Source organism: Coprococcus sp. RTP21204st1_G4_RTP21204_210225 (assembly GCF_040915385.1).
Taxonomy (GTDB): domain Bacteria; phylum Bacillota; class Clostridia; order Lachnospirales; family Lachnospiraceae; genus Allocoprococcus; species Allocoprococcus comes.
The window spans coordinates 89474-109475 of sequence record NZ_JBCPDP010000002.1 but is presented as its reverse complement, the minus strand read 5'-3'; the positions used below and the strand labels follow the sequence as shown (position 1 = coordinate 109475).

General features: G+C 39.3%; 18 protein-coding genes and 1 pseudogene. 2 read left to right on the top strand and 17 right to left on the bottom strand.

Annotated features, from left to right (window positions below; translation table 11 throughout):
- Positions 1-8: 8 nt before the first annotated feature.
- From AB5213_RS02205 to AB5213_RS02180, 6 genes are all read right to left on the bottom strand, one after another.
- A complete protein-coding gene (locus AB5213_RS02205) occupies positions 9-233 on the bottom strand; it encodes a DUF2188 domain-containing protein (protein ID WP_005348480.1) in 225 nt (74 codons plus the stop codon).
- Positions 234-1160 (bottom strand): hypothetical protein, encoded by a 927-nt coding sequence (locus AB5213_RS02200; RefSeq protein WP_195587164.1) that lies wholly within the window; start codon positions 1158-1160, stop codon positions 234-236.
- 276 nt (positions 1161-1436) lie between these two features.
- A complete protein-coding gene (locus tag AB5213_RS02195) occupies positions 1437-2768 on the bottom strand; it encodes an ATP/GTP-binding protein (RefSeq protein WP_148486446.1) in 1332 nt (443 codons plus the stop codon).
- Between the two features lie 170 nt (positions 2769-2938).
- Positions 2939-3310 (bottom strand): TnpV protein, encoded by a 372-nt coding sequence (locus tag AB5213_RS02190; RefSeq protein WP_368276272.1) that lies wholly within the window; start codon positions 3308-3310, stop codon positions 2939-2941.
- Between the two features lie 31 nt (positions 3311-3341).
- The gene (gene rlmD / locus AB5213_RS02185; RefSeq protein ID WP_368276271.1) at positions 3342-4784 is read right to left on the bottom strand and encodes a 23S rRNA (uracil(1939)-C(5))-methyltransferase RlmD; all 1443 of its coding nucleotides are present in this window, start codon (positions 4782-4784) and stop codon (positions 3342-3344) included.
- A 134-nt stretch (positions 4785-4918) separates the two neighbouring features.
- A complete protein-coding gene (locus AB5213_RS02180) occupies positions 4919-5908 on the bottom strand; it encodes a guanosine polyphosphate pyrophosphohydrolase (protein WP_055155816.1) in 990 nt (329 codons plus the stop codon).
- Positions 5909-6176: 268 nt separating this feature from the next.
- Here AB5213_RS02180 and AB5213_RS02175 point away from each other — a divergent pair, with 268 nt between their 5' ends.
- Positions 6177-6338 carry a hypothetical protein gene (locus tag AB5213_RS02175; protein WP_195370804.1) on the top strand — a complete coding sequence of 54 codons (162 nt, stop codon included), beginning with the start codon at positions 6177-6179 and terminating at the stop codon, positions 6336-6338.
- Here the strand turns inward: AB5213_RS02175 and AB5213_RS02170 are convergent, their stop codons facing one another.
- Positions 6339-8024: an alpha-glucosidase gene (locus AB5213_RS02170; protein ID WP_055260738.1), complete on the bottom strand. Its 1686-nt coding sequence runs from the start codon at positions 8022-8024 to the stop codon at positions 6339-6341.
- A gap of 158 nt (positions 8025-8182) precedes the next feature.
- On the opposite strand from AB5213_RS02170, the gene AB5213_RS02165 reads away from it, so the two are divergent.
- Positions 8183-9073: an AraC family transcriptional regulator gene (locus AB5213_RS02165; RefSeq protein ID WP_055260736.1), complete on the top strand. Its 891-nt coding sequence runs from the start codon at positions 8183-8185 to the stop codon at positions 9071-9073.
- A 40-nt stretch (positions 9074-9113) separates the two neighbouring features.
- Here the strand turns inward: AB5213_RS02165 and AB5213_RS02160 are convergent, their stop codons facing one another.
- From AB5213_RS02160 to rlmD (AB5213_RS02115), 10 genes and pseudogenes are all read right to left on the bottom strand, one after another.
- Positions 9114-10436: an MATE family efflux transporter gene (locus tag AB5213_RS02160; RefSeq protein WP_055155814.1), complete on the bottom strand. Its 1323-nt coding sequence runs from the start codon at positions 10434-10436 to the stop codon at positions 9114-9116.
- Between the two features lie 30 nt (positions 10437-10466).
- Entirely contained in the window at positions 10467-11414 is a 948-nt protein-coding gene (locus AB5213_RS02155; protein WP_368276270.1) for a hypothetical protein, read from the bottom strand.
- 84 nt (positions 11415-11498) lie between these two features.
- Positions 11499-12497 carry an aldo/keto reductase gene (locus AB5213_RS02150; RefSeq protein WP_368276269.1) on the bottom strand — a complete coding sequence of 333 codons (999 nt, stop codon included), beginning with the start codon at positions 12495-12497 and terminating at the stop codon, positions 11499-11501.
- 218 nt (positions 12498-12715) lie between these two features.
- Positions 12716-12889 carry a hypothetical protein gene (locus AB5213_RS02145; protein ID WP_172676448.1) on the bottom strand — a complete coding sequence of 58 codons (174 nt, stop codon included), beginning with the start codon at positions 12887-12889 and terminating at the stop codon, positions 12716-12718.
- A gap of 263 nt (positions 12890-13152) precedes the next feature.
- Positions 13153-14132, bottom strand: a pseudogene (locus AB5213_RS02140) (carbohydrate kinase family protein).
- Entirely contained in the window at positions 14116-15480 is a 1365-nt protein-coding gene (locus tag AB5213_RS02135) for an MFS transporter (protein ID WP_055155810.1), read from the bottom strand. The pseudogene AB5213_RS02140 and the gene AB5213_RS02135 overlap by 17 nt, the downstream one beginning before the upstream one ends.
- An 18-nt stretch (positions 15481-15498) precedes the next feature.
- The gene (locus tag AB5213_RS02130) at positions 15499-15891 is read right to left on the bottom strand and encodes a VOC family protein (protein ID WP_008369413.1); all 393 of its coding nucleotides are present in this window, start codon (positions 15889-15891) and stop codon (positions 15499-15501) included.
- Positions 15892-15900: 9 nt separating this feature from the next.
- The gene (locus tag AB5213_RS02125) at positions 15901-16929 is read right to left on the bottom strand and encodes a zinc-binding dehydrogenase (RefSeq protein ID WP_044998589.1); all 1029 of its coding nucleotides are present in this window, start codon (positions 16927-16929) and stop codon (positions 15901-15903) included.
- Between the two features lie 389 nt (positions 16930-17318).
- The gene (locus AB5213_RS02120) at positions 17319-18314 is read right to left on the bottom strand and encodes an ROK family protein (RefSeq protein WP_349096642.1); all 996 of its coding nucleotides are present in this window, start codon (positions 18312-18314) and stop codon (positions 17319-17321) included.
- A gap of 323 nt (positions 18315-18637) precedes the next feature.
- The gene (gene rlmD, locus AB5213_RS02115) at positions 18638-20002 is read right to left on the bottom strand and encodes a 23S rRNA (uracil(1939)-C(5))-methyltransferase RlmD (protein WP_349096641.1); all 1365 of its coding nucleotides are present in this window, start codon (positions 20000-20002) and stop codon (positions 18638-18640) included.

Sequence of the window (20002 nt, the reverse complement as noted above, 5' to 3'; positions counted from 1 at the left end):
ATTATAGTTTATCCTCTCGGCGGAAACGGATCATTTCCATATGAATCTCTTTCTCTAATTCTCCCATTTTTTCCATGAATAAACAGTTCAGATTCTTGGTTCCTAGCTATTTCTCGTGCTCTCTGTATAGCTTTAGCCTGTGTATCAGTTCTAACTGTTGCTCTTGTATTGTTCTCACCCTTAACTTGCCAGCCACCTTCTTTATGTGGCGTTACATGTTGATTTTTTCCCATTTATGCTACCTCCAACAAATCACGTATTTCTTGTTGCCAATTATTATTATGAATTATTCGTACATCTTGCAAATTCTCTTTTAAAATTTCGGCTTTAGTAAGTTTTGAAAGTTCTTCCCAATTTTTTCCAAAAACATATGTGGCATTGTTCGGATAAACGCTTTCCAAAACATATTTGTTCCTATGCATGAATCCAAAAATCACATACCCATGAAATCCAGATTTCCCATATGCTCTAAAATCAGGCTGAAAAGAATTTATAAACTCACATTTATCAATTAGCAATTTTTTCGCAGTCTTACTACTTTTAGCAGATATTTTTTGTAAATCATCTTGCATCCTTTTCCACGGATAATCTCCACTTGGTAACACTTCCCAATTCAGCTTTATAGTTCGGGTAGGCATCACATTTTCAAAATTCTCAGTTAATATTTCACACTCTTCAAAATTAGTAAGAAAAATATTAATCGTATTTATCAGCAACTTTTCATTATCATGACAATATGAAATGAAATCCGTCATTACCATCAACTGGCCTTGTTCATCATATTTCAAGAACAATTCCACACTGTATGGCTCGAATTTTATTCTTGCATATCTTTCACGAGGAATGGTAACAAAATCCGTCACCTCTCTTGTCTCTCCACGGCCTGCCCACTCATGTCGCGTCCACCATAAAGTTTGTGTATACTGTTCTTTCGGTTTTGTTTTATCCTTAATATAAAAAGGCTCTGCATTTCTCTTCAGCGTCGGATTTAACATGGATGGTAAAACTCTCTCGCCTTCAATTAAATCCTCCGAAAATCCCAGTTTCACTAATATCCCTTTAAATCTCGCTGCATCACGTAGTACCATCATCAGATTCTTTCCCTCTTCAACATGGTTCAAACATGATAAACTATTAATTCTTTTCTTTTTAATAATCAAATTATTTCCTCCATTTTATATAAAAAATATATCTATATGAAAAGGAGAAATGACCAAAGTACTTATAAATTTAATGGCGCAATAGCTACCATATTACTACAATTCCGTCATATATTTTATCTCTCCTGTATTAAATTTTTATTGAAAGTTTGTAGTAACCATGGTATTATTGGTTTGGATTATTTTATATTGCGCCATGGTCATTTCGTCCATGGTTACTACATTTGGTAGATATCTACCACCTGAACCAAAGTTGGCGCTTTGGTTCTTTTTTTATTACAAATTCTGAGTATTGGGAATCGCTCCAAATACTCCTTGTAAGTATTTCGCAGCAATATTATCATTGCTTCTCACATTTGGATAATCGCTTAATCTGCACATGCTTGTTTCTCCATACTGGTTCTTATCTGTAAACCATACCTGATCTCTCCGTACTCCATCGAGTAGCAGTGTGTCATGTGTTGTACATATTAACTGTGCATGATGCGGATTAGATTCATTAGAATTAAACAAACCAGCTAAAAGCTTTACTAAATTAGGATGTAAACCATTCTCTATTTCATCAATAAATAACGTACTTCCAGCATCTAATGCCTCAAAAATAGCAGGTAAAACTCTCAGCATTCGAATAGTTCCATTTGATTCATACTTCAAAAATGGAAGTTCTATCTCCCCAACTTGTTTATGATCTTTGTAAGTAGCATGAAGTGATTGAACACTTACATGTATGTTTTTGATGACCAGCTCTTTGTTCTCTAAATCGTCTTCACTCAATACATGTTTATCCATTTTTGATTCCAAATCAACCTTTAAATTTGTCAATGTGGGATCAGCTATTTTTAAATACTTGAGATATCTTTCTATTGCTTCCTCATTAGTATTTTCTTCATCAAAATCCGGTGCATTTCCAACCGAAGCCATATTTATCACACGATAATTCATTATTTCATTCAGAATCATACTTGCTAAAGGATTGTTTAACATAGCCGCCATTGCCAAGCATAATGCGTCTTCTCTAACAACAGATACCATATTCTTGAAACTAGACAATCCGGAGCGAAGTACTATGTCTTCATATTTTGGAGAAGTCCTCTTAATAAGTACTTCTGTCCGTTTCTTCTTTTTGGTCAAAAGCTCTTTTTGAATTTTTCCATCCTGAATTGCAAATGAATAAGTGTATAAAATTTCCTCGATAATCACCTGAATCTCAAAATACGTCTCTTTACTTTTACAATCAATATCAAACTTAAAAGTTTCGATTGGTGCTGCTAGTTCTTTCTTAATTGCAGGAACTTCTAATAGCTTATTATTATTAGCTCCCAACACAGTAGACATTATTATCATCTTCTGCATTTTCGTAAGTGCTGCCAAATAATTTGTTTTTCCAGAACCATTTGCTCCATAAATGTATGAAATTTTATTATAGTTCTGTCCAGAGACTTCAAATGTATTTTCCTCTAAGAACTCTTTTTTCAAATTCTCCGCAAGGGTTGTGATTCCAGTTATCTCCTTGAATGGACCTGTATTTCCTACTGAAAATGAAACAAACATAATTACACCATACCTTTCTACATCTTGGATTATACCTTCCCCCATCCAATCTGTCAATAGTTATTTTATATTTTCGTATTTTTTTACGATTTTCAACTTTACCATAGCTAATTTCAATAAAAATCAAATAAAATATATGTATTTAACGCGAATTATGTCATTAACACCTGTCACCAGTTTTAGCTACCAAGAAATAACAAAGGGACTGTCCAACAGTCCCTCAGCTATTATTTATAAATTATTTCATGACGCACAATCTCTTCTGCAGAATTCCGGACATTATTTACCGCTCTAACCCATTCCATCTGGTCACGAGCTTTCAATTCTTCCGTAATGCCCTGCTTCTCCATCATCTGACTCACCAGAATATCCATTCTCTCCTGTGCTTCATCGTCCACAGTATTCAGATGTTCTGTCAGTCTGTCTTCCAGCATATACAGTGAATACATTGCCGGACGATGCTCTTTCAGATACGTTTTCCGCATCATTCCATATTTCCCATAATGCGGTTCTTCATCTGTACTGACAAGATTCGGATAGAAAATTCCGTCTGCGCCAAGTGTGTAGGTTCCACCCATTTTTTCAAATGTGCTTTTCATGTGCTATTCCTCCTTGAAATCAGCGATGTCCTTAGATCATCGCAAAATATTTCAGGGCAGCCTTGATAGCATCTTCTTTCTCTTTCGGGCATTGTGGAACTCTTGCATTTTCTGATTTTGGAAGATTATAGTTTTCCCCCACTTCAATTCCACATTTGCGTTTTACCTGAGAAATATATAAACTTGAAACCTTCAAGCCAAATTCTTTCAGCACATAATCTTTGATTTCCTGATAGGTTGCTTTCAACTCGGCACTGGTAGCATCCAGCTCGTCCAAGTCTAAGTCGATCTCTATCGTGTCATCCGGCTTTTGTTGGGACAAAAGAACAACCGTCTCAACGTGCTCCGTAAACGCAAACATTTCCACCGGCTGTATCTTTTTTACCTGATATCCTTTTTTTGTCAGATACTTCAGATCTCTTGCCAGTGTCTCCGGATTGCAGGAAATGTACACGATCTTCTCCGGTCCCATCTTCACTGCAGATGCCATAAATTTTTCATCACTTCCGGCTCTCGGCGGATCCATAAACAGCACATCCATACTATTTCCCTCTGCTGCCATCGCCTCCATAAACTCCCCGGCATCTCCCTGGAAAAATCTCACATTCCGGATCTGATTCTCTTTTGCATTTAATATTGCATCCTTCACGGCATCCTTATTAAGTTCCACACCGACTACTTCTTTTGCATGTCCCGATGCGATCAGACCGATCGTTCCGATTCCGCAATAGGCATCGATCACGCTTTCTTTCCCTGTCAGATGTGCAAATTCAATCGCTTTCTGATAAAGGATCTCCGTCTGCACCGGATTTACTTGATAGAAGGACTTTGGTGAAATCCGGAAAGTACACCCGCAGAGTTCATCCCGGATAAATCCTTTCCCATATAACACTTTTTCTCTCTCCCCAAGGATCATACTGGTCTTTCTGTCGTTGATATTAAGGACAAGCGTTGTAATCTCCGGATGCTCTTTTCTGAGTGCTTTTACGAAATTATTAGACGATGGAAGGATTGGTGATCCAAGCACCAGAACCACCATAATCTCTCCGCTTTTAAACCCTCTTCTGATCAGCACATGACGGAACAAGCCATATCCTGTATCTTCATCGTAGGTTTTGATCTTAAAAGATTTCAAAAGTCCCCGGATCGTCCGGATGATCTCCTGACTCTTTTTGTCTTCGATCAGACAGTTTTCAACAGGAACGACCCAGTGTGTCTTCGCTTCATAGGTTCCGGATACGATATTTCCCTTTCGGTCTCTGTCGAATACGGCGTGTACTTTATTTCTGTAATAATACGGATTCTCCATTCCGATGATCGGTTCTACTTTTCCGTATTTTGACAACAGAGCGTTCACCATTTTCTGCTTCTTTTTCAGCTGCTCCTTATATGGCACTCCTTGATACTGGCATCCTCCGCATTTTTTTGCCACTTTACAGGCTTCCGGTTCTGTCTGTTTTTTCTTTTCTTCCATTTTTTACCTCTCTTCTTTTTTTATTCTTTTCTCAAAAGAGATCCGGCATATTATCCAGATACAACTCTTCTCTGACCTGGAGATGGTAATATGCTTTTTTTGTATCTGATGTATTCATTCTTATTATAATCCTTTTAATCATTCAGATCCGTCTGGAATCTTGATAAATGTTCATACGGCAGGATCAGTCTCCCCCTGTATAATCCGCATCCGTCATTGATGAGACTATTATTTGCCGCAGCAAACATATTGACTTCCAGATCCTTCAGTTCCAACCCCAGAAGCCGCATTCCTCTTTCGTATGCCTCATCAAAATAAATGCATTCTCCTTCCGGAATAGCTTCTCTTCTTGCCCTGACTCTTTCCTGTTCCTTCTCGTAGGCCTGGTGATTTGCCGCTCCAATCTCCGCTATATCATCCATCTTCTTTGTCCGCAGTTGTACTTCCATGTAACTTCTCGAACAGTTATCATAAAACGTGATGTGGAGTGATTGATAGCTGCCTCCGCTTCCATTGGAAATATAATCCCGATAATAAGGTTTCACCGCCTCATCCATAAAAGGAGATGTACTTTCAAGCACCCCTTTTGCAGGTTCTGCCGTAAATCCTCTTTCCTCCAGAAACCCCGGAAGAACATTCGCGATCCTGTATAAATACTTGATTTCCTCTTCTTCTCGCAGTTTGTCATCCCTGATATGGCATTTTGGAAGAGAAATTACCAGACGGTATGCGATAATATCCCGAAAGCAGCTCAGTTTTTCCCTTAGGTCAGGCACCGGCGGATAGGTATGATGTTTTTCATAATAATCATAAATATATTCTACAATATACCCGTTGAATTTTTCCTCTGCGCGGATCAGGGACTTGATCCTTCCTTTAAAAGTAAAAGCAAGCAGAGGATATTCCTGTACCATGTATTTATAAAAATCCCTGATTTTCTGCGACTGTGCAGTAAGGAAATCATTGTGTTCAAGCAGTTCCCTGAACTGGATCAGGAAATTGGAATGGATGAGATCTATTTCATTGTGATTCTTCTTTGCTTCTTTCTTCAGATCCACTGTATAATTTCTTAAAATCCGAAAAATCGTATCACCTGAATATAAATAGTCATTTAATGTGATCATACGTTCCACCCTTTCTATTTGATTTTCTTATACAGTATAGCAGAATCTGGCTGGATTGGATACCGTTTTGTTAAATAGAAGCAGGGATTGATCTGCTGCATATAATCCAGCAAGGTCAATCCCTGATTTATCATATTTCTAAAATAAAAGCTGAAGCCCCATAGCAATGATCCACATATACGCACATGTCTTCAGAATCATCAATAATCTGACTTTTGGTTTTGTTTTACTGAATAGTGTTACCGGAGTGTAGCATCCAAAGGAGATAATGATAGCGGCAATCAAATCAAAAATCAAATATCCGACATCAAATGCTCCTTTCGGATCTGCTTACGAAGAACATGCTGCCATCAAGGATACTGCAGCAGAGGTAAGAGTGCTTCGCAAAAGACGTCTGATTCAAAAAGAGATCCGGGAGTTATATAGTTAGTTACTTGTGGTTTTCCAGCTCCAGAACAACCACTTCACAGCTCCGTAAATTCAATGAATCCTTTTCACAATCTACCGTTCCATCTATACGGTTCGATAACCATACTTTTTCGATTTCGCTCTTCAGTTTGATTGTTGCAGCATCCTTTCCGAAATTAGCAGCCACAAGAATGCACTTGGATTCATCTTTACGGTAAAATGCCATGACTCCGTCCACATTTTCATATTCCGGAAGAAATTCTCCATAGGTAAATACTTCTTTCAGTTCATCCGATTTACGCAGTGCAACCAGTTTGCGATAATAATTCAAAACTGAATCCGGATCCTGTTCCTGAGCTTCCACATTCACGTCTTTAAATAAAGGATTTACCTTTAACCATGGAGTTCCTTTTGTAAAACCGCCATTTTCCCCGCTCGTCCATTGCATTGGTGTTCTTGCATTGTCACGGCTCATACGGCTACATACTTCCAAGGCTTCCTGATCCGATAATCCCGCTTCACGGGCAGTATGATACTGGTCTTTTGTACTGATATCATCAAATTCCTCCATGCTGTTCCATTTGGCATTTCTCATACCGATTTCCTGCCCCTGGTAAATGAAAGGAATTCCTCTGAGGAGAAGGCTTATGGTACCAAGCATCTTGATTCCGTCCGGTGTCTGAGCATAAGATGGCAAAAATCTGGATGCCCCTCTTGGCTCATCGTGATTTTCAATGATATTCGCCTTAAAGCCATACTTCTGTGTTTCTAATTGTGCCTGAATGATCGCAGCTCTCCATTTCGCAAATTCCAGCTTCGGAGCATCATACCATCCATGTTCTCCATCAGTGAGTGTATGGGCGCTAAAATCAAATATCGTTGAAAAATGACCGGTTTCTCCAATAAATTCCGGTAATTCATCCGGTTTCATGTTAAATACTTCTCCGACTGTAAAGGCATCATACTTTTCAAAAGTTGATTTTTTCAGATCTTCCAACAGCTCCCCTACTCCGTCTACACTTTCAACCATCTTCCAGCAGCTTGCCAGACCATCTTTCCCATCCGGTGCAAAATCAGGAAAGTTCAGATCCTTCTTAATGTTTATGATCGCATCGATTCGAAAACCGGAGAGACCCTTTTCCAGCCACCAGTTGATCATTTTGTACAGTTCCTGCCGTAACTTCGGATTTTCCCAATTCAGATCCGGCTGTTCCTTTGCAAACATGTGAAAATAATATTTGTCCGTTCCCGGTACCTTTTCCCAACAGCTTCCTCCAAAATAGGAACGGTAATTGCTCGGTGGATTGCCGTTTTTTCCCTTGCGGAAATAAAAATAATCCGCAAACGCTCCATCTGGATCAGCAAGTGCTTTCTGAAACCACTCATGTTTATCGGAGCAATGATTAATAACCAGATCCATAATAATATGCATGTCTCGTTTTTTTGCTTCTGCCAGCAGTTCATCAAATTCTTCCATTGTTCCGAATTCTTCTGCAATTGCATAGTAATCCGCAATATCATATCCCTGGTCTACAAATGGTGATTTATAAATAGGTGATAACCAAATAATATCGATTCCTAATTTTTTCAGATAATCCAGTTTAGAAATAATTCCTCTCAGATCTCCGATTCCATCTCCATTTGTATCCAGAAAACTCTTTGGGTAAATCTGATACGCTACTTTGTCATGCCACCACTTTTTTCCCATTTTTATTAACCTCTTTCATATATAATCATAGTATTTGTTCGCCATTGCGTTATTGCTTTAGCTGTATTATACTGCTATTATAAGATCTTATTCTTGACAAATCTTGCATTATTTTTTCATTATATAACACAATACTGCTATTATAGAGAGGGCAAAAAATGAAAACGCCACATTCACTTATACCGGAGCAAAAAGAAAATATCAAACATGGAGAAGTTTATTTTCCAATCCAGAAGTATATTACAAAGCTGACAAAAGAAGCACCTGTCATAACAATGCACTGGCACGAGGAAGCAGAGCTTACTCTTATAACAAAAGGTTCCTGTGTCTACCAGATCGATTTAGTTGAATATGAGGCAAGTACCGGGGATATCCTGTTTATTCCTCCCCTGCTGCTGCATTCCATTATCCTGAAAAGCAGTCAGGACTTCTGTTCGGAAACCTATGTATTCCATATGAAGCTTTTGGGAGGAAATACTGCAGACATCTGTTCTACCCGCTACCTTACGCCCCTGGTAAACCACGAATTATCTTTACCCTGTCTCATTACCGCGGATCATCCTGCATATGATTCTCTTTGCAAGTCTTTTGCACAGCTTGCCTCCCTTTACGATACCCGAATGTTTGGATATGAACTCGCCATAAAATCTTATCTGCTGCAGACACTTTTTCTTCTGCTCCAGTACAGTAGCACAAGATTCTCCACGGAATCAGACTCTTCCGACAAATTAAAAATTGTACTTGATCATATTGATCTGCATTATGCAGAAGCTCTGTCGGTTTCTGAACTTGCAAAGCTATGTTATTTCAGCGAGTATCATTTTATGCGCTTTTTCAAAAAACACATGAATATGACCTGCATTCAGTATATTAACAATATCAGACTGGAAAAAGCGGTAGAATTATTTGAACACGGTAACACCTCCATATTAGAGGTGTCTTTATCTGTTGGCTTTCATAATCTTTCTTATTTTTACAGAGCATTCAAAGCAAAATACCATATGACACCGCTGGCTTTTATAAAAAGATTAGAACTGGATTCTGTATAATCTCATTCCCTGAGCGATTTTATATTTTCTTTAAATCCTGTTATTTTTTACGATAAATCCGAATCATCAAAGGCGTTTCTACCAAAAGCATGGCAACCCAGCCTGCCAGATAGGAATATGGCAACGCTTCAATTCCAAAGTTCCACAACAAAATCATAGGTGCTGCTGCAATGACTCGGACTGCCATATTGGTAAAACTGCTCATCAGTGTCACCTTCAGGTCTCCGATTCCACGGAAGAATCCTTGAATTGCATTCGTAACGGCCGGAAGAATATACATCACAGCAATCAGATGCAGATAAATGACACCATGTCCTATTACTTCCTCATCTTTTACGAAAAGTGCCATTAGTTCTCCGGCAAATACCTGGCAGATCACCATAACAGCTGCTCCATAAACAATTTCCAGAATCATCCCACAACGAAATCCCTCCCGCATGCGGTCATTTTTTCCGGCTCCCTTATTCTGCGCCATAAGTGCCGTCATGGCATGGGCAATATTCTGTTCCGGTGTAATTGCAAAATCATCAATCCGATTGACCACCGCAAAAGCTGCAGCCACGGAAACTCCCATCGTATTAACCAGCGCCTGGATCGCAATTTTTCCCATTTGCACGGTGGCCTGCTGCATGGCGGATGCCCATCCGTAAGCAATTGTTTTCTTCAGCAAACGTGAGTCGAATACCAGCCATTTCTTACCCAGACGAAGAATCGGTACTTTTTTCTGTATATAAATAATACAGAACAGGCAGCACAGTGCCTCACTAAGCACTGTTGAAATGGCACATCCATTGCTTCCTGCCTTTAGTACAATGACAAAAAACAGATCTCCGAATATATTCAGGACTGCACTGATAATTAGGAAATACAAAGGCGATGCACTGTCTCCCAAAGCTCTTAAGGTACTGGAAAAAAAGTTATACAAAAAGGTGAACATTAGTCCCAGAAAAATAATCCGTAAATACTGCCGCGTCATCTCCATAATCGATGCATCTACCTGCAGCAGATGCAGGATCGGTACAGCAAATACCACGCAAAGTAAAGTCAGAAAAAATGAAAAAACTACTCCCGACAACATGGTTGTACTGATCTGCCTGTGCAAAGTCTTATAATCCTTTGCCCCATACTGAATTCCCATGAGGATACTTGCCCCCATACATAATCCATTTAAAAACAGTATCATAAGCGTACTGATCGGATTACAGATACCAACTGCCGCCAGCGCTTCTTTCCCCACAAAATGCCCTACGATGATGCTGTCCACCGCATTATAAGTCAGCTGAAACAGATTTCCCAAAACAAGCGGCACAGTGAAATTCACAAGAATCGGCATGATTTTCCCGGTTGTCAGATCTTTTGTCATCTCATTCCTCTCCTTCGGTAAAATTTAAAATTAATTCTCTTCCGTTTTCTTTCTTTTCCTTTCAGAAACCCTTGGCACTGACTGAAGAGTAATAGATGGAATTTTTAAACACATTATTCCCTTCAGAATCCAGGTAAATGATAACATGACCAGAACCGGAATGGCACAGGTTGTCACAAGCAGCACTGCCACGCCCTCTATAATTCTGTTTAATCCATCCTCAAAAGCAGAGAGTTTTTCTGTAGCGACTTCACCTACCGCATCAATCGCATCATCAACCTTATCCTTCGCATTATTAAGGAATTCACTGAGAGAAAACTTTTTATCTTTCGTTTCTTGTGCTTCATCCTTCTTGTCTGCGTTTGCAGAGGTATCTCCCTCATCTAATAATTCTTCCGTATCTTCCAGTGTAAAATCAGCTTCATAGGACTTTGCATAGGTTTCATTTACCATATTCGTCACCCATGCACTGGTAGGAACCAGTCCCCACAAAAGAACACCCAGAATGATACTCTTGATTCCGATTCTGTAAATAAATTCTTTCCATCCGTTTTTCAAAAAGTTGCCTGCTGCCAGAAGCACGCATCCGATAGGAAATAAGATTTTAAATGCAATATACCCGGTGATAGTCAGTAAATATTTTTCAACAATGATCACTGCATAAACGATCACCATATAGCCTGCGACATCTGCCAGCTTATTCGCGATCGGAGTTGCGGCTTCTCCCGGTATTGCTGCAGCACCTGTTGCAAGAGCGGTTGCTGTTCCGGAAAGCCCAAGTGCTTTTTTCTGCAATCCATTCAGTGTTTTGATAACCCAACGGTACGATTCGACAGAAGTTGCCCATTTGGAAACAACAAAAAATGATATAAGAGCAATCCCAATGCAGATCAGCATCATGATCAGACGATTTCGCATCGGTTGCTTATAGTTTCTAACTGTGATTTCATGGCTGTCTGCCATCATAGGTTCTTTCATACTTATTTTCCTTTCATGCTATCTATTCTCGGATAAAGAAAGGATCGGATACACGCTCCCGATCCTTTCCACCTTTTCAGTTTTCTATTTGTCCAAAACCGCAACCTGAATTGTCTTTACTGCTTCCTCCATACATTTGATGTCCTCGGCACGCAACTTAATATCCAGACACTTTACAGTATCTTCCACACTGGAAGCTTTTCGCATTCCAACCAGAAGACTCATTCGGTCATACTGAGATAGTGCCCAGGCTTCTACCAGCGTTGCAAAACTGCAATGATATTCCTCACAAAGCGGTTTCCAGATTTCAAAAGCCTTGCGAAGTCCTTCTTTTTTCTCCGGATCTGTCCAAGGTATTCTGGATCGGATATCGGTTTTTGCAAATTCACGGTCCATAAAGGCAGGAGATGTTAAAAATCCTTCTTCCAGCACACCATAGGTCTGAAATACCGTGTTATACTTTTTACACAGTTCAAAATAATCTCTGCCATGGAAAGGAGAGAGAATACTGAAAAATTCCTGTACAACAGATACGTTTCCGCCGGCTTCCTGATATGCAGACAGATCTGCCGGCTGACTGTTAGAAAGTCCATAGGTGCGGATTTTTCCTTCACGAACCAGATTTTCCAAAGCTCCAACCGTTTCTTCCACCGGAAAGCTGCCGCAGACATAATGTACGATAACAGAATCCAGATAATCGGTTCCCATTCTGCGCAGAGAGTCTTCCACGTCCTTTTTCACTGCTGATGCGCGGGTGTCATTGTTAACGGTATAACCGTCTCGTTCGTAATGGAAATTACCACCCTCATTTCTCCAGTTCAGTGAGCATTTGGTCTGCAAAACAAAATCATTTCTTCTGCCTTTCAGTGCCTTACCAAGCAATTCCTCACTTACTCCTGTGCCATACACCGGTGCGGTATCGATGTAATTCACGCCATGTTCATGACAAATATCAAGCAGGCGCTTCGCGTCCTCAACTGTAGAATCTCCGTCTGTCCAGACACTTCCTCCGCCAAGCCCCCAAGTACCTAATGCAACCACAGAAACATCGATGTCCGTGTTGCCAAGCTTTTGAAATTTCATTTTAATTCCTCCGTTTTTCGTTATTCTTTCCTGCTTTTTATGCAGTATCCTAACCGTACAGCGTTCCCCTGACAAAGCTGTCTATATTTAAAAAGACAATTTTGTCACATCTGTGCATTACTTACTCTACCTATTAGTATATACCACGCTCCGGAATAAGTAAAATAAAATCACTTTACCATTTCAAAAGCCACATGAATTCATCAAACCGGAATCAATTAATAACCCCAACTGATTATTTCCCAATTCTTTTTATCTTTTGTTTTCACTAAATGCCACTGCCAGTTGGTATATGTAGCATTAGGATTGACCTCACCATCTCCACCTTTTTCGTCTGTATCAAAGGTTAATAATACTACAATAAGTTCTTGATTATTTTCTTTCCAATCCATTACTTCTTAGTTATAAAATGTGAACGCATGCGTTCACTATTCCAACTGCTGTTCAACCAAAACTTTTTCCATTATACAGTGCAAAATAAAAGAGACTTCACTCACCATGAATGAAGCCTCCTCAAAATACAATACTGTGAATGATTCACAGAACATATTTTATCGCAAAGCTTTTAAAAATAGAATAGATTTTACCAAACGACAGTTTTCAAAAAAGCTTGCAAATATGCACGCTCTTGTTGTTGCACTTTTCTTCAGATTGTCTACAAACATCTGATAAGCTTTTTGAACATAAATTCAAACACTGCCTCTTTCGTCGGAATCGCAGGGATTCCACCTCTCTTTTGCACACACAATCCAGCAACTGCATTTCCCAAAACAGCACACTTTTTGATTTCTTCCCATTCCATTTTTTCAACATTCTTATTCATAGAAAGGAGACTGCATAATACGCCTCCCCAAAATGAATCACCTGCCCCAGTCGTGTCGACCGCATGTATCTGAAATGCTTTGATGATTTCTTTTCTGCTTTTTGTTGCCATAAGAACGCCCTGTTCTCCCAATGTAATGGCAACCAGCTTTGGTCCCATGGCAAGGAGTTGATCTGCAGCCTGCTCATAACTTTTCGCCTCTGTCAACAGAGTACTCTCTTCATCCGATACCTTCATGACATCTACCAATTCTATGACAGATCTCATTTTTTTCACTGCATGCTCTTTGCTCTTCCAAAGAGACGGGCGATAATTTGGATCATAGGAAATAAGTGCACCCGCTGCTTTTGCCATTTTTACCGCTTCAATCGTTGTACTTTCTGCCGGTTCATCTGTCAGCGATAATGATCCAAAATGAAAAATTCTACAACCTGAAATTAATGTCTGATCCAGTTCTTCTTTTTTTAACTGTGTATCTGCACCCGGTTTTCTTGCAAAAAAAAATTCCGTTCTCCATTTTCACCGATTTCCACAAATGCCAACGTTGTAAAATAACCCGAGTCTTCAACAATAGCATCTGTATTGATTCCTTCCTTTTGCAATGTCTTCTTTAAAAATTTACCATGCATATCGTTTCCAACTTTTCCAATAAAAGATGTGCGATACCCAAAGTGGCTTGCAACAGTTAGAAGATTTGCCGGAGCACCGCCGGGATTCTGTTCGAACAATTTTCTCCCATCCTGACTGTGTCCTGCTTCCGTAAAATCAATCAACAATTCACCCAATGCCACGATATCAACTTTTTCTTCCATTTTTCAGTTCCTCCACAATCTCGTTATAACGCTTTTTATTTAACCGGTAGAAAAATAATACAACCGCAGTCACAATCCACAGTACACCTGGAATCGTCGTAAATGCATGTTTCATAATTGAAAGTACAATTGCATTTTGTGTCTGATTTGCAATATAACCATATTTTCCAAGTAATCCTGCTAAAAGTGCTGTTCCAACTGCCATTCCGATTTTATTTCCAAGTGAAATAAATGCATACTGAAAACCATCATTTCTAAGTCCGGTTTTCCACTCCCCATATTCCACACAGTCTGGAATAATTGCATAGATTGCGGTATTAAATCCAGAGAAAAAAAACTGTGTGAGACCAGATAATGCATAAAAAATAGCCGGTGATTCTTTGGCATTGAAGAAAAACATAGACAACATGGAAATTCCTGTAAATAAAGCAAAGAGAGATGCTGTTCTTCCTTTGTTATTCAACTTGCGGAATAATGGTTGAAAACAGGCTGCCCCGATGATAGAAGGAATAATGATGCACATCGAATAAGTTGTGTAGTAGGAGGCATTCCCTTCCACATATGTAAAGTAATACAGAATATCTGCGTTTCTACCATATAATGTAAATCCAAATAATATCTGTCCTACCAATGCAAGAAGATATGGTCTATTCTGCATGACTGCTTTCAACTGAACCTTTACAGAAATTTTTTCTTTTTCCGGAGTGATCACTGCCTCTTTCGTCTTCGCAAAGCAGAAGAAATGACAGGCTGTAAAAATACATCCATATATGACCGCAACCGTCAGATATCCTGTCTTTGCACTATGACTGCCGAATTTGCTGAGCAGTGGAACTGTGATAATATTTAACACACCAATTGCAATCATCGCTGCAACCGAACGGGATGTATTTATTTTTGCACGTTCATCAATATCCTGTGTCATAGCACCACACAAGGTTCCATATGGAATATTCACACAGGTATACCCCAAAACCAGCAGACAATATGTAATTACCATATAAATGATCTTTCCATTCTGCGGCCAGTCGGGTCTTGCCCAGAATGTCATAACAAGAAGAATCGCTGTAATTGGTGCCGCTACTAACAGCCATGGACGGTACCGTCCCCATCTCGATTTTGTTTTATCCGTAAGTCCCCCGACGATTGGATCATTGATTGCATCCCAGAATCTTGAAAAAAGCATAAGTGCTGACACAGCCGCCATACTGATTCCGAACACGTCTGTATAAAATATCATCAGAAAATTACTGACAAACATCCAGCTGAAATTACATCCAACATCACCAAACCCATATGCAATCTTACTGATCAGCGGTACTTTTCCATTTTTGTTTTCGCTTCCCATATGTTCCTCCTATTTTTATCAGAGTTTCTGACAGAACTCTATTCTTTCCTCATTTGGTCCTTTAATCATAAAAAACTTCACACCATTTTCCCAAAATGGTAGTTCTTCGATTCCGTCTGTAATAATTGTGTATTTTTCATTGCAGATTTTCTGATACATGCTTTCAATGTCTTCCACATCAAGTGCAACATGTTGGTATGCACCGTCTGACATTGCCGCCTGCCCATTTTCAAAAGTCTCTATACAGTAATTTTTTATCTGTAAAAATGCCACTTTTTCCCCTGCTTTTTCATTATAAGACTGCATAATCACTTCAAATCCAAGACTCTTATAAAACTCAACTGTTTTCTGTAAATCGTTTGTCGGAAGCCCGACATGGGCAACTCCGACAATTCCATATTTATTTTCCATACGAACTCCTTACTTTTCACTGACGTTGATAATTACTTTCATCGTTGTCTCGCGGTTATCATCAATATACTGGTATGCTTTCAGATAATCTTTAAAAGCAAATGTCTTTGAGATGAGCGGTTTCAAATGAACTTTGCCCTCATTTACCAGTCTGATTCCATCTATGTAATCATCATGGCGGTACATCATCGTGCTCTTAATGTCAAGTTCGTGGTCATTTGCCACTGCAAGATCTACTTCTGCCATTCCTGCAAAAACAGCCACCAGTACAATCGTGCTTCCTTTTCTTGCATATTTAATTGCCTGTCCCATTGTGATATTGTTTCCGGCACAGTCGTAGATCACATCCGCCTTGTCCGGTCCAAATGCTTCGAGCATTGCCGCACCGAAGTCTTTATTTTTGGTATTCACACACACATCAATTCCACATTCTTTTGCCTTTGCCAGTCTAAGATCACTGATATCTGTGATCATCACTTTCGCTGCCCCCATTCCTTTTGCTGCCTGTGCCACGAGATTTCCGATCGGTCCTGCGCCAAGGACTGCAATATTCATGCCAGCCACATCGCCCATCTGTTTTACACCATGAACTGCCACGGCAAGAGGTTCGATCATAGCTCCTTCTTCATAGGACATATCTTCTGGAATCGGTGTTACTTTAGATGCATCCACTGCAAAATACTCAGATGCTGTTCCTGTCGTCTGAAATCCCATTACTTTTAATTCCTCACAGAGATTATACTTTCCATGACGACATGGATAGCAATGTCCACAATATACCTGAGGCTCTATCGTCACCTTCTGTCCCACATGAAACTCTGTGACATTTTTTCCAAGTTCTGTAATCTCACCGGAAACCTCATGTCCCTGTGTTACCGGATATTTTGTAAACGGATGTTTTCCATGATAAACATGAATATCTGATCCACAAACACCAATATTCATAATCTTTACCAACACCTGATTTTCCTTTACCTCCGGAACCGGAACCTCTCTGAAAATAATTTCTCCTGGATTTGTCATTACCTGCTGTAACATAATTGTTTCCTCCCTTTCATGTTGTTTTGTTTTATGTTTTATAAAATGTTTTATTAAAGTAATTATATTATTACAATGTAAACACAATTTGTCAATATGTTTTTTCATATTTTTATATATTTCATAATTTCAAAACACATTTTTTGTATATTTTTCACAATTAACACGCAAAAAAAAACGGAAAGAAAACCGTAGTTACTGTTTTCTTTCCGTTTTTTACTATAATATCTTTTTTTAATTTTACACAACTTCTCGTTTTTCACACATATAAAGCGGACATCCGGATTCGCTTTGCAACCTGTCAGTGGGAGCTTTTAACTCCAACAGACTAAACATCCCCTTACCCTACGCACCAAATGCGGTGTACTGCTTATCTTCGTTCAAAAAATTTACAATTCTACCATATGTTTTGTAAAAAAGTATTTCGCGACTCCAACAGCCGACGCTTCTTTCTTATACGAACAATTTTTCAAATATGAAACATCATGCTCAAAGCCATTATATGCCATCACTTTTTCTCCCAGTGGTATCATATAATCTGACAATACACCTCCCACATCACCTCCTAGTATGATATCCATATCATATGCCATCCGCAGATTTGATATCAAAACAGCAAGATGATCCAGATACTCATTCCATGTCTGCAAATTTTTTTCATCACCACTTTCAATTTTTTCCATAAATGCATCCAGTGACTGCCTGTTATCTTGTGTCAGTACACTTGCAGCACAATATGCATCTGCACATCCTGATTTACCACAATAACACTTTCTTCCACCGGGAACGAGTATCATGTGACCAAACTCCCCTGCTTTCTGGTTTTGCCCTCGAAACAGCTTTCCATCTATGCAGAATGCACCTCCTAAGGTGTGGTTCAAAGACAGATATATCGCATTTGGATACTTTTGTTTTTTTTCTGCAAGCATTGCAGCATTAGCATCGTTTTCAAAATATACTGGAATTTCCAGCGCCTGCTCTAAAAAGCGCAGACTATAATTCTCTATACCTAAAGCATGGGATTTTAAAACAATCCGTTCTTTCTGATCAATAATTCCTGGAATCGCCACTCCAATCCCAAGTAGCGTGTCCTTCGCTGCTTCGCCTTCAAGAAAAGTTTTGACCTTTTGTGCCACCTCTGTACAATAAGATAATTCAGCCGTAAATTTTAAACGGATGCGATCTTTTTTTATAATCTCATCTCCAAGATTTACTAATACCATTTCTATATGATTCGCTGTAATCAAAATTCCCATTGCATGACAGTATGACTTATTAATCCCTATACTTTTTGCTTTCCTTCCACCGGTTGAGGCATATTCCCCAGTTTCTTCCAACACCCTTTTTTCTAACAAGTCATTCACATTTGCTAACACAGTCGGCATACTCAAGTTTAACTCTTTTGCGATTCCCGCCTTGGATGTAACATGATTGTTTAGCACATAATTAATTATTTTTTTTCTTGTTATATTTTTTTTATCTTTATTTTCCGTTTTCTTACCCTCTTTTATTAAATATATTATAAAAGAATTATATGCTTTTTTATCCTTCTTGTAAAGTAATGTTTTATAATAAATCTCCGACAGAATTTATCTTATAAACAGCCAAAAACTCCAGAAGGAGCTTTCCACGCTTTATATATACACCAATTCTTTTAACACAATCTCTTCTGCAATATTACGAATACCATTTACCAATCAGCCAGCTTTTATCCTAGTTTGGACAATAAAACACAAGTTTCTATATGATAAGTGCTCGGAAAAAGATCCACACACCCAATCCGTTCTACCTGATATCCTCTTCCCTGCAGAAGCTCCAGATCTCTTGCCAGGCTGGTCGGCTTGCAGGCAATATAAACCATTCTTTCCACACCAAAATCAATGATCTTTTCCAGTGCTTTCGGATGCACACCGTCTCTTGGTGGATCCAATACGATCAGATCCGGTACTTCACCCAGATCATCGATTACTTTCAACACATCTCCAGCCCAGAAGGTACAGTTATCGAGTCCATTTAAAGCAGCATTTTCTTTTGCAGCCTCTACAGCCTCTTCAACGATCTCCACACCTACTACTTTTTTTGCCACTGGTGCAAGGATCTGTGCAATCGTTCCGGTTCCACTGTAGAGATCAAAGATTACCTTATCTTTCGTCTCACCGATATAAGATCTTGCTGCCTCATAAAGCACTTCCGCGCCAAGGGAATTAGTCTGGAAGAAAGAAAATGGTGTGATCTTGAACTTCAGTCCCAGAAGTTCCTCATAGAAATAATCCTGTCCATATAAAATTTTGGTTCCTTCATCTTTTACCACATCCGCAAGGCTGTTGTTGGTTGTATGAAGAATTCCGGCAAGCTTCCCATCATAAGAAAGACCGGTAAGCTTTTCCACCAGTCTGGCTTCATCTAGCTGTGCCTCCGATGTTGTTACCAGATCAATCAGAATTTCTCCGGTGCGAACTGCCTTTCTCACAAGAAGATGACGGAAAAATCCAGTATGGCGCATTCTGTGATAATACGGAAGACCTGTATCTGTCGCAAACTCCAGAACAGCCTTTATAATTCGTCTGAAATCCTCTTCCACAATCTTGCATTCTGTAACATTTACAATATCGTGAAAGCTGCCTCTTTTATGCATGCCAAGTGCAAGAGGTCCGTCCTTATATTCGTCTCCAAAAGAAAATTCCATTTTATTGCGATATGCCTCTCTGACCGGGCTTTCTTTAACACCCTCCCAGATATAATCACCATCAACCGCCGCATCCATCATTGCATGGATCTGCGCTTCCTTCATCTCCACCTGCTTTTCATACGGCAGATTCTGATAAGTGCATCCGCCACAGACTCCAAAATGCGGACATGCCGGCTGACATTCTTCCGGTGAATGCTCCAGAATTTCCAGAAGTCGTCCCTCTGCCTGACCTTTTCGTATCTTATTCACCGCGAAACGCACCTTTTGTTCCGGAACGGTATTCTTCACGATCACTTTTTTTTCTTCGTCCTCTACCACGGCAAATCCTTTATTCGGGAAATCTACCCTTTCTATATATCCTTCTAATATCTGTCCTTTTTTCAT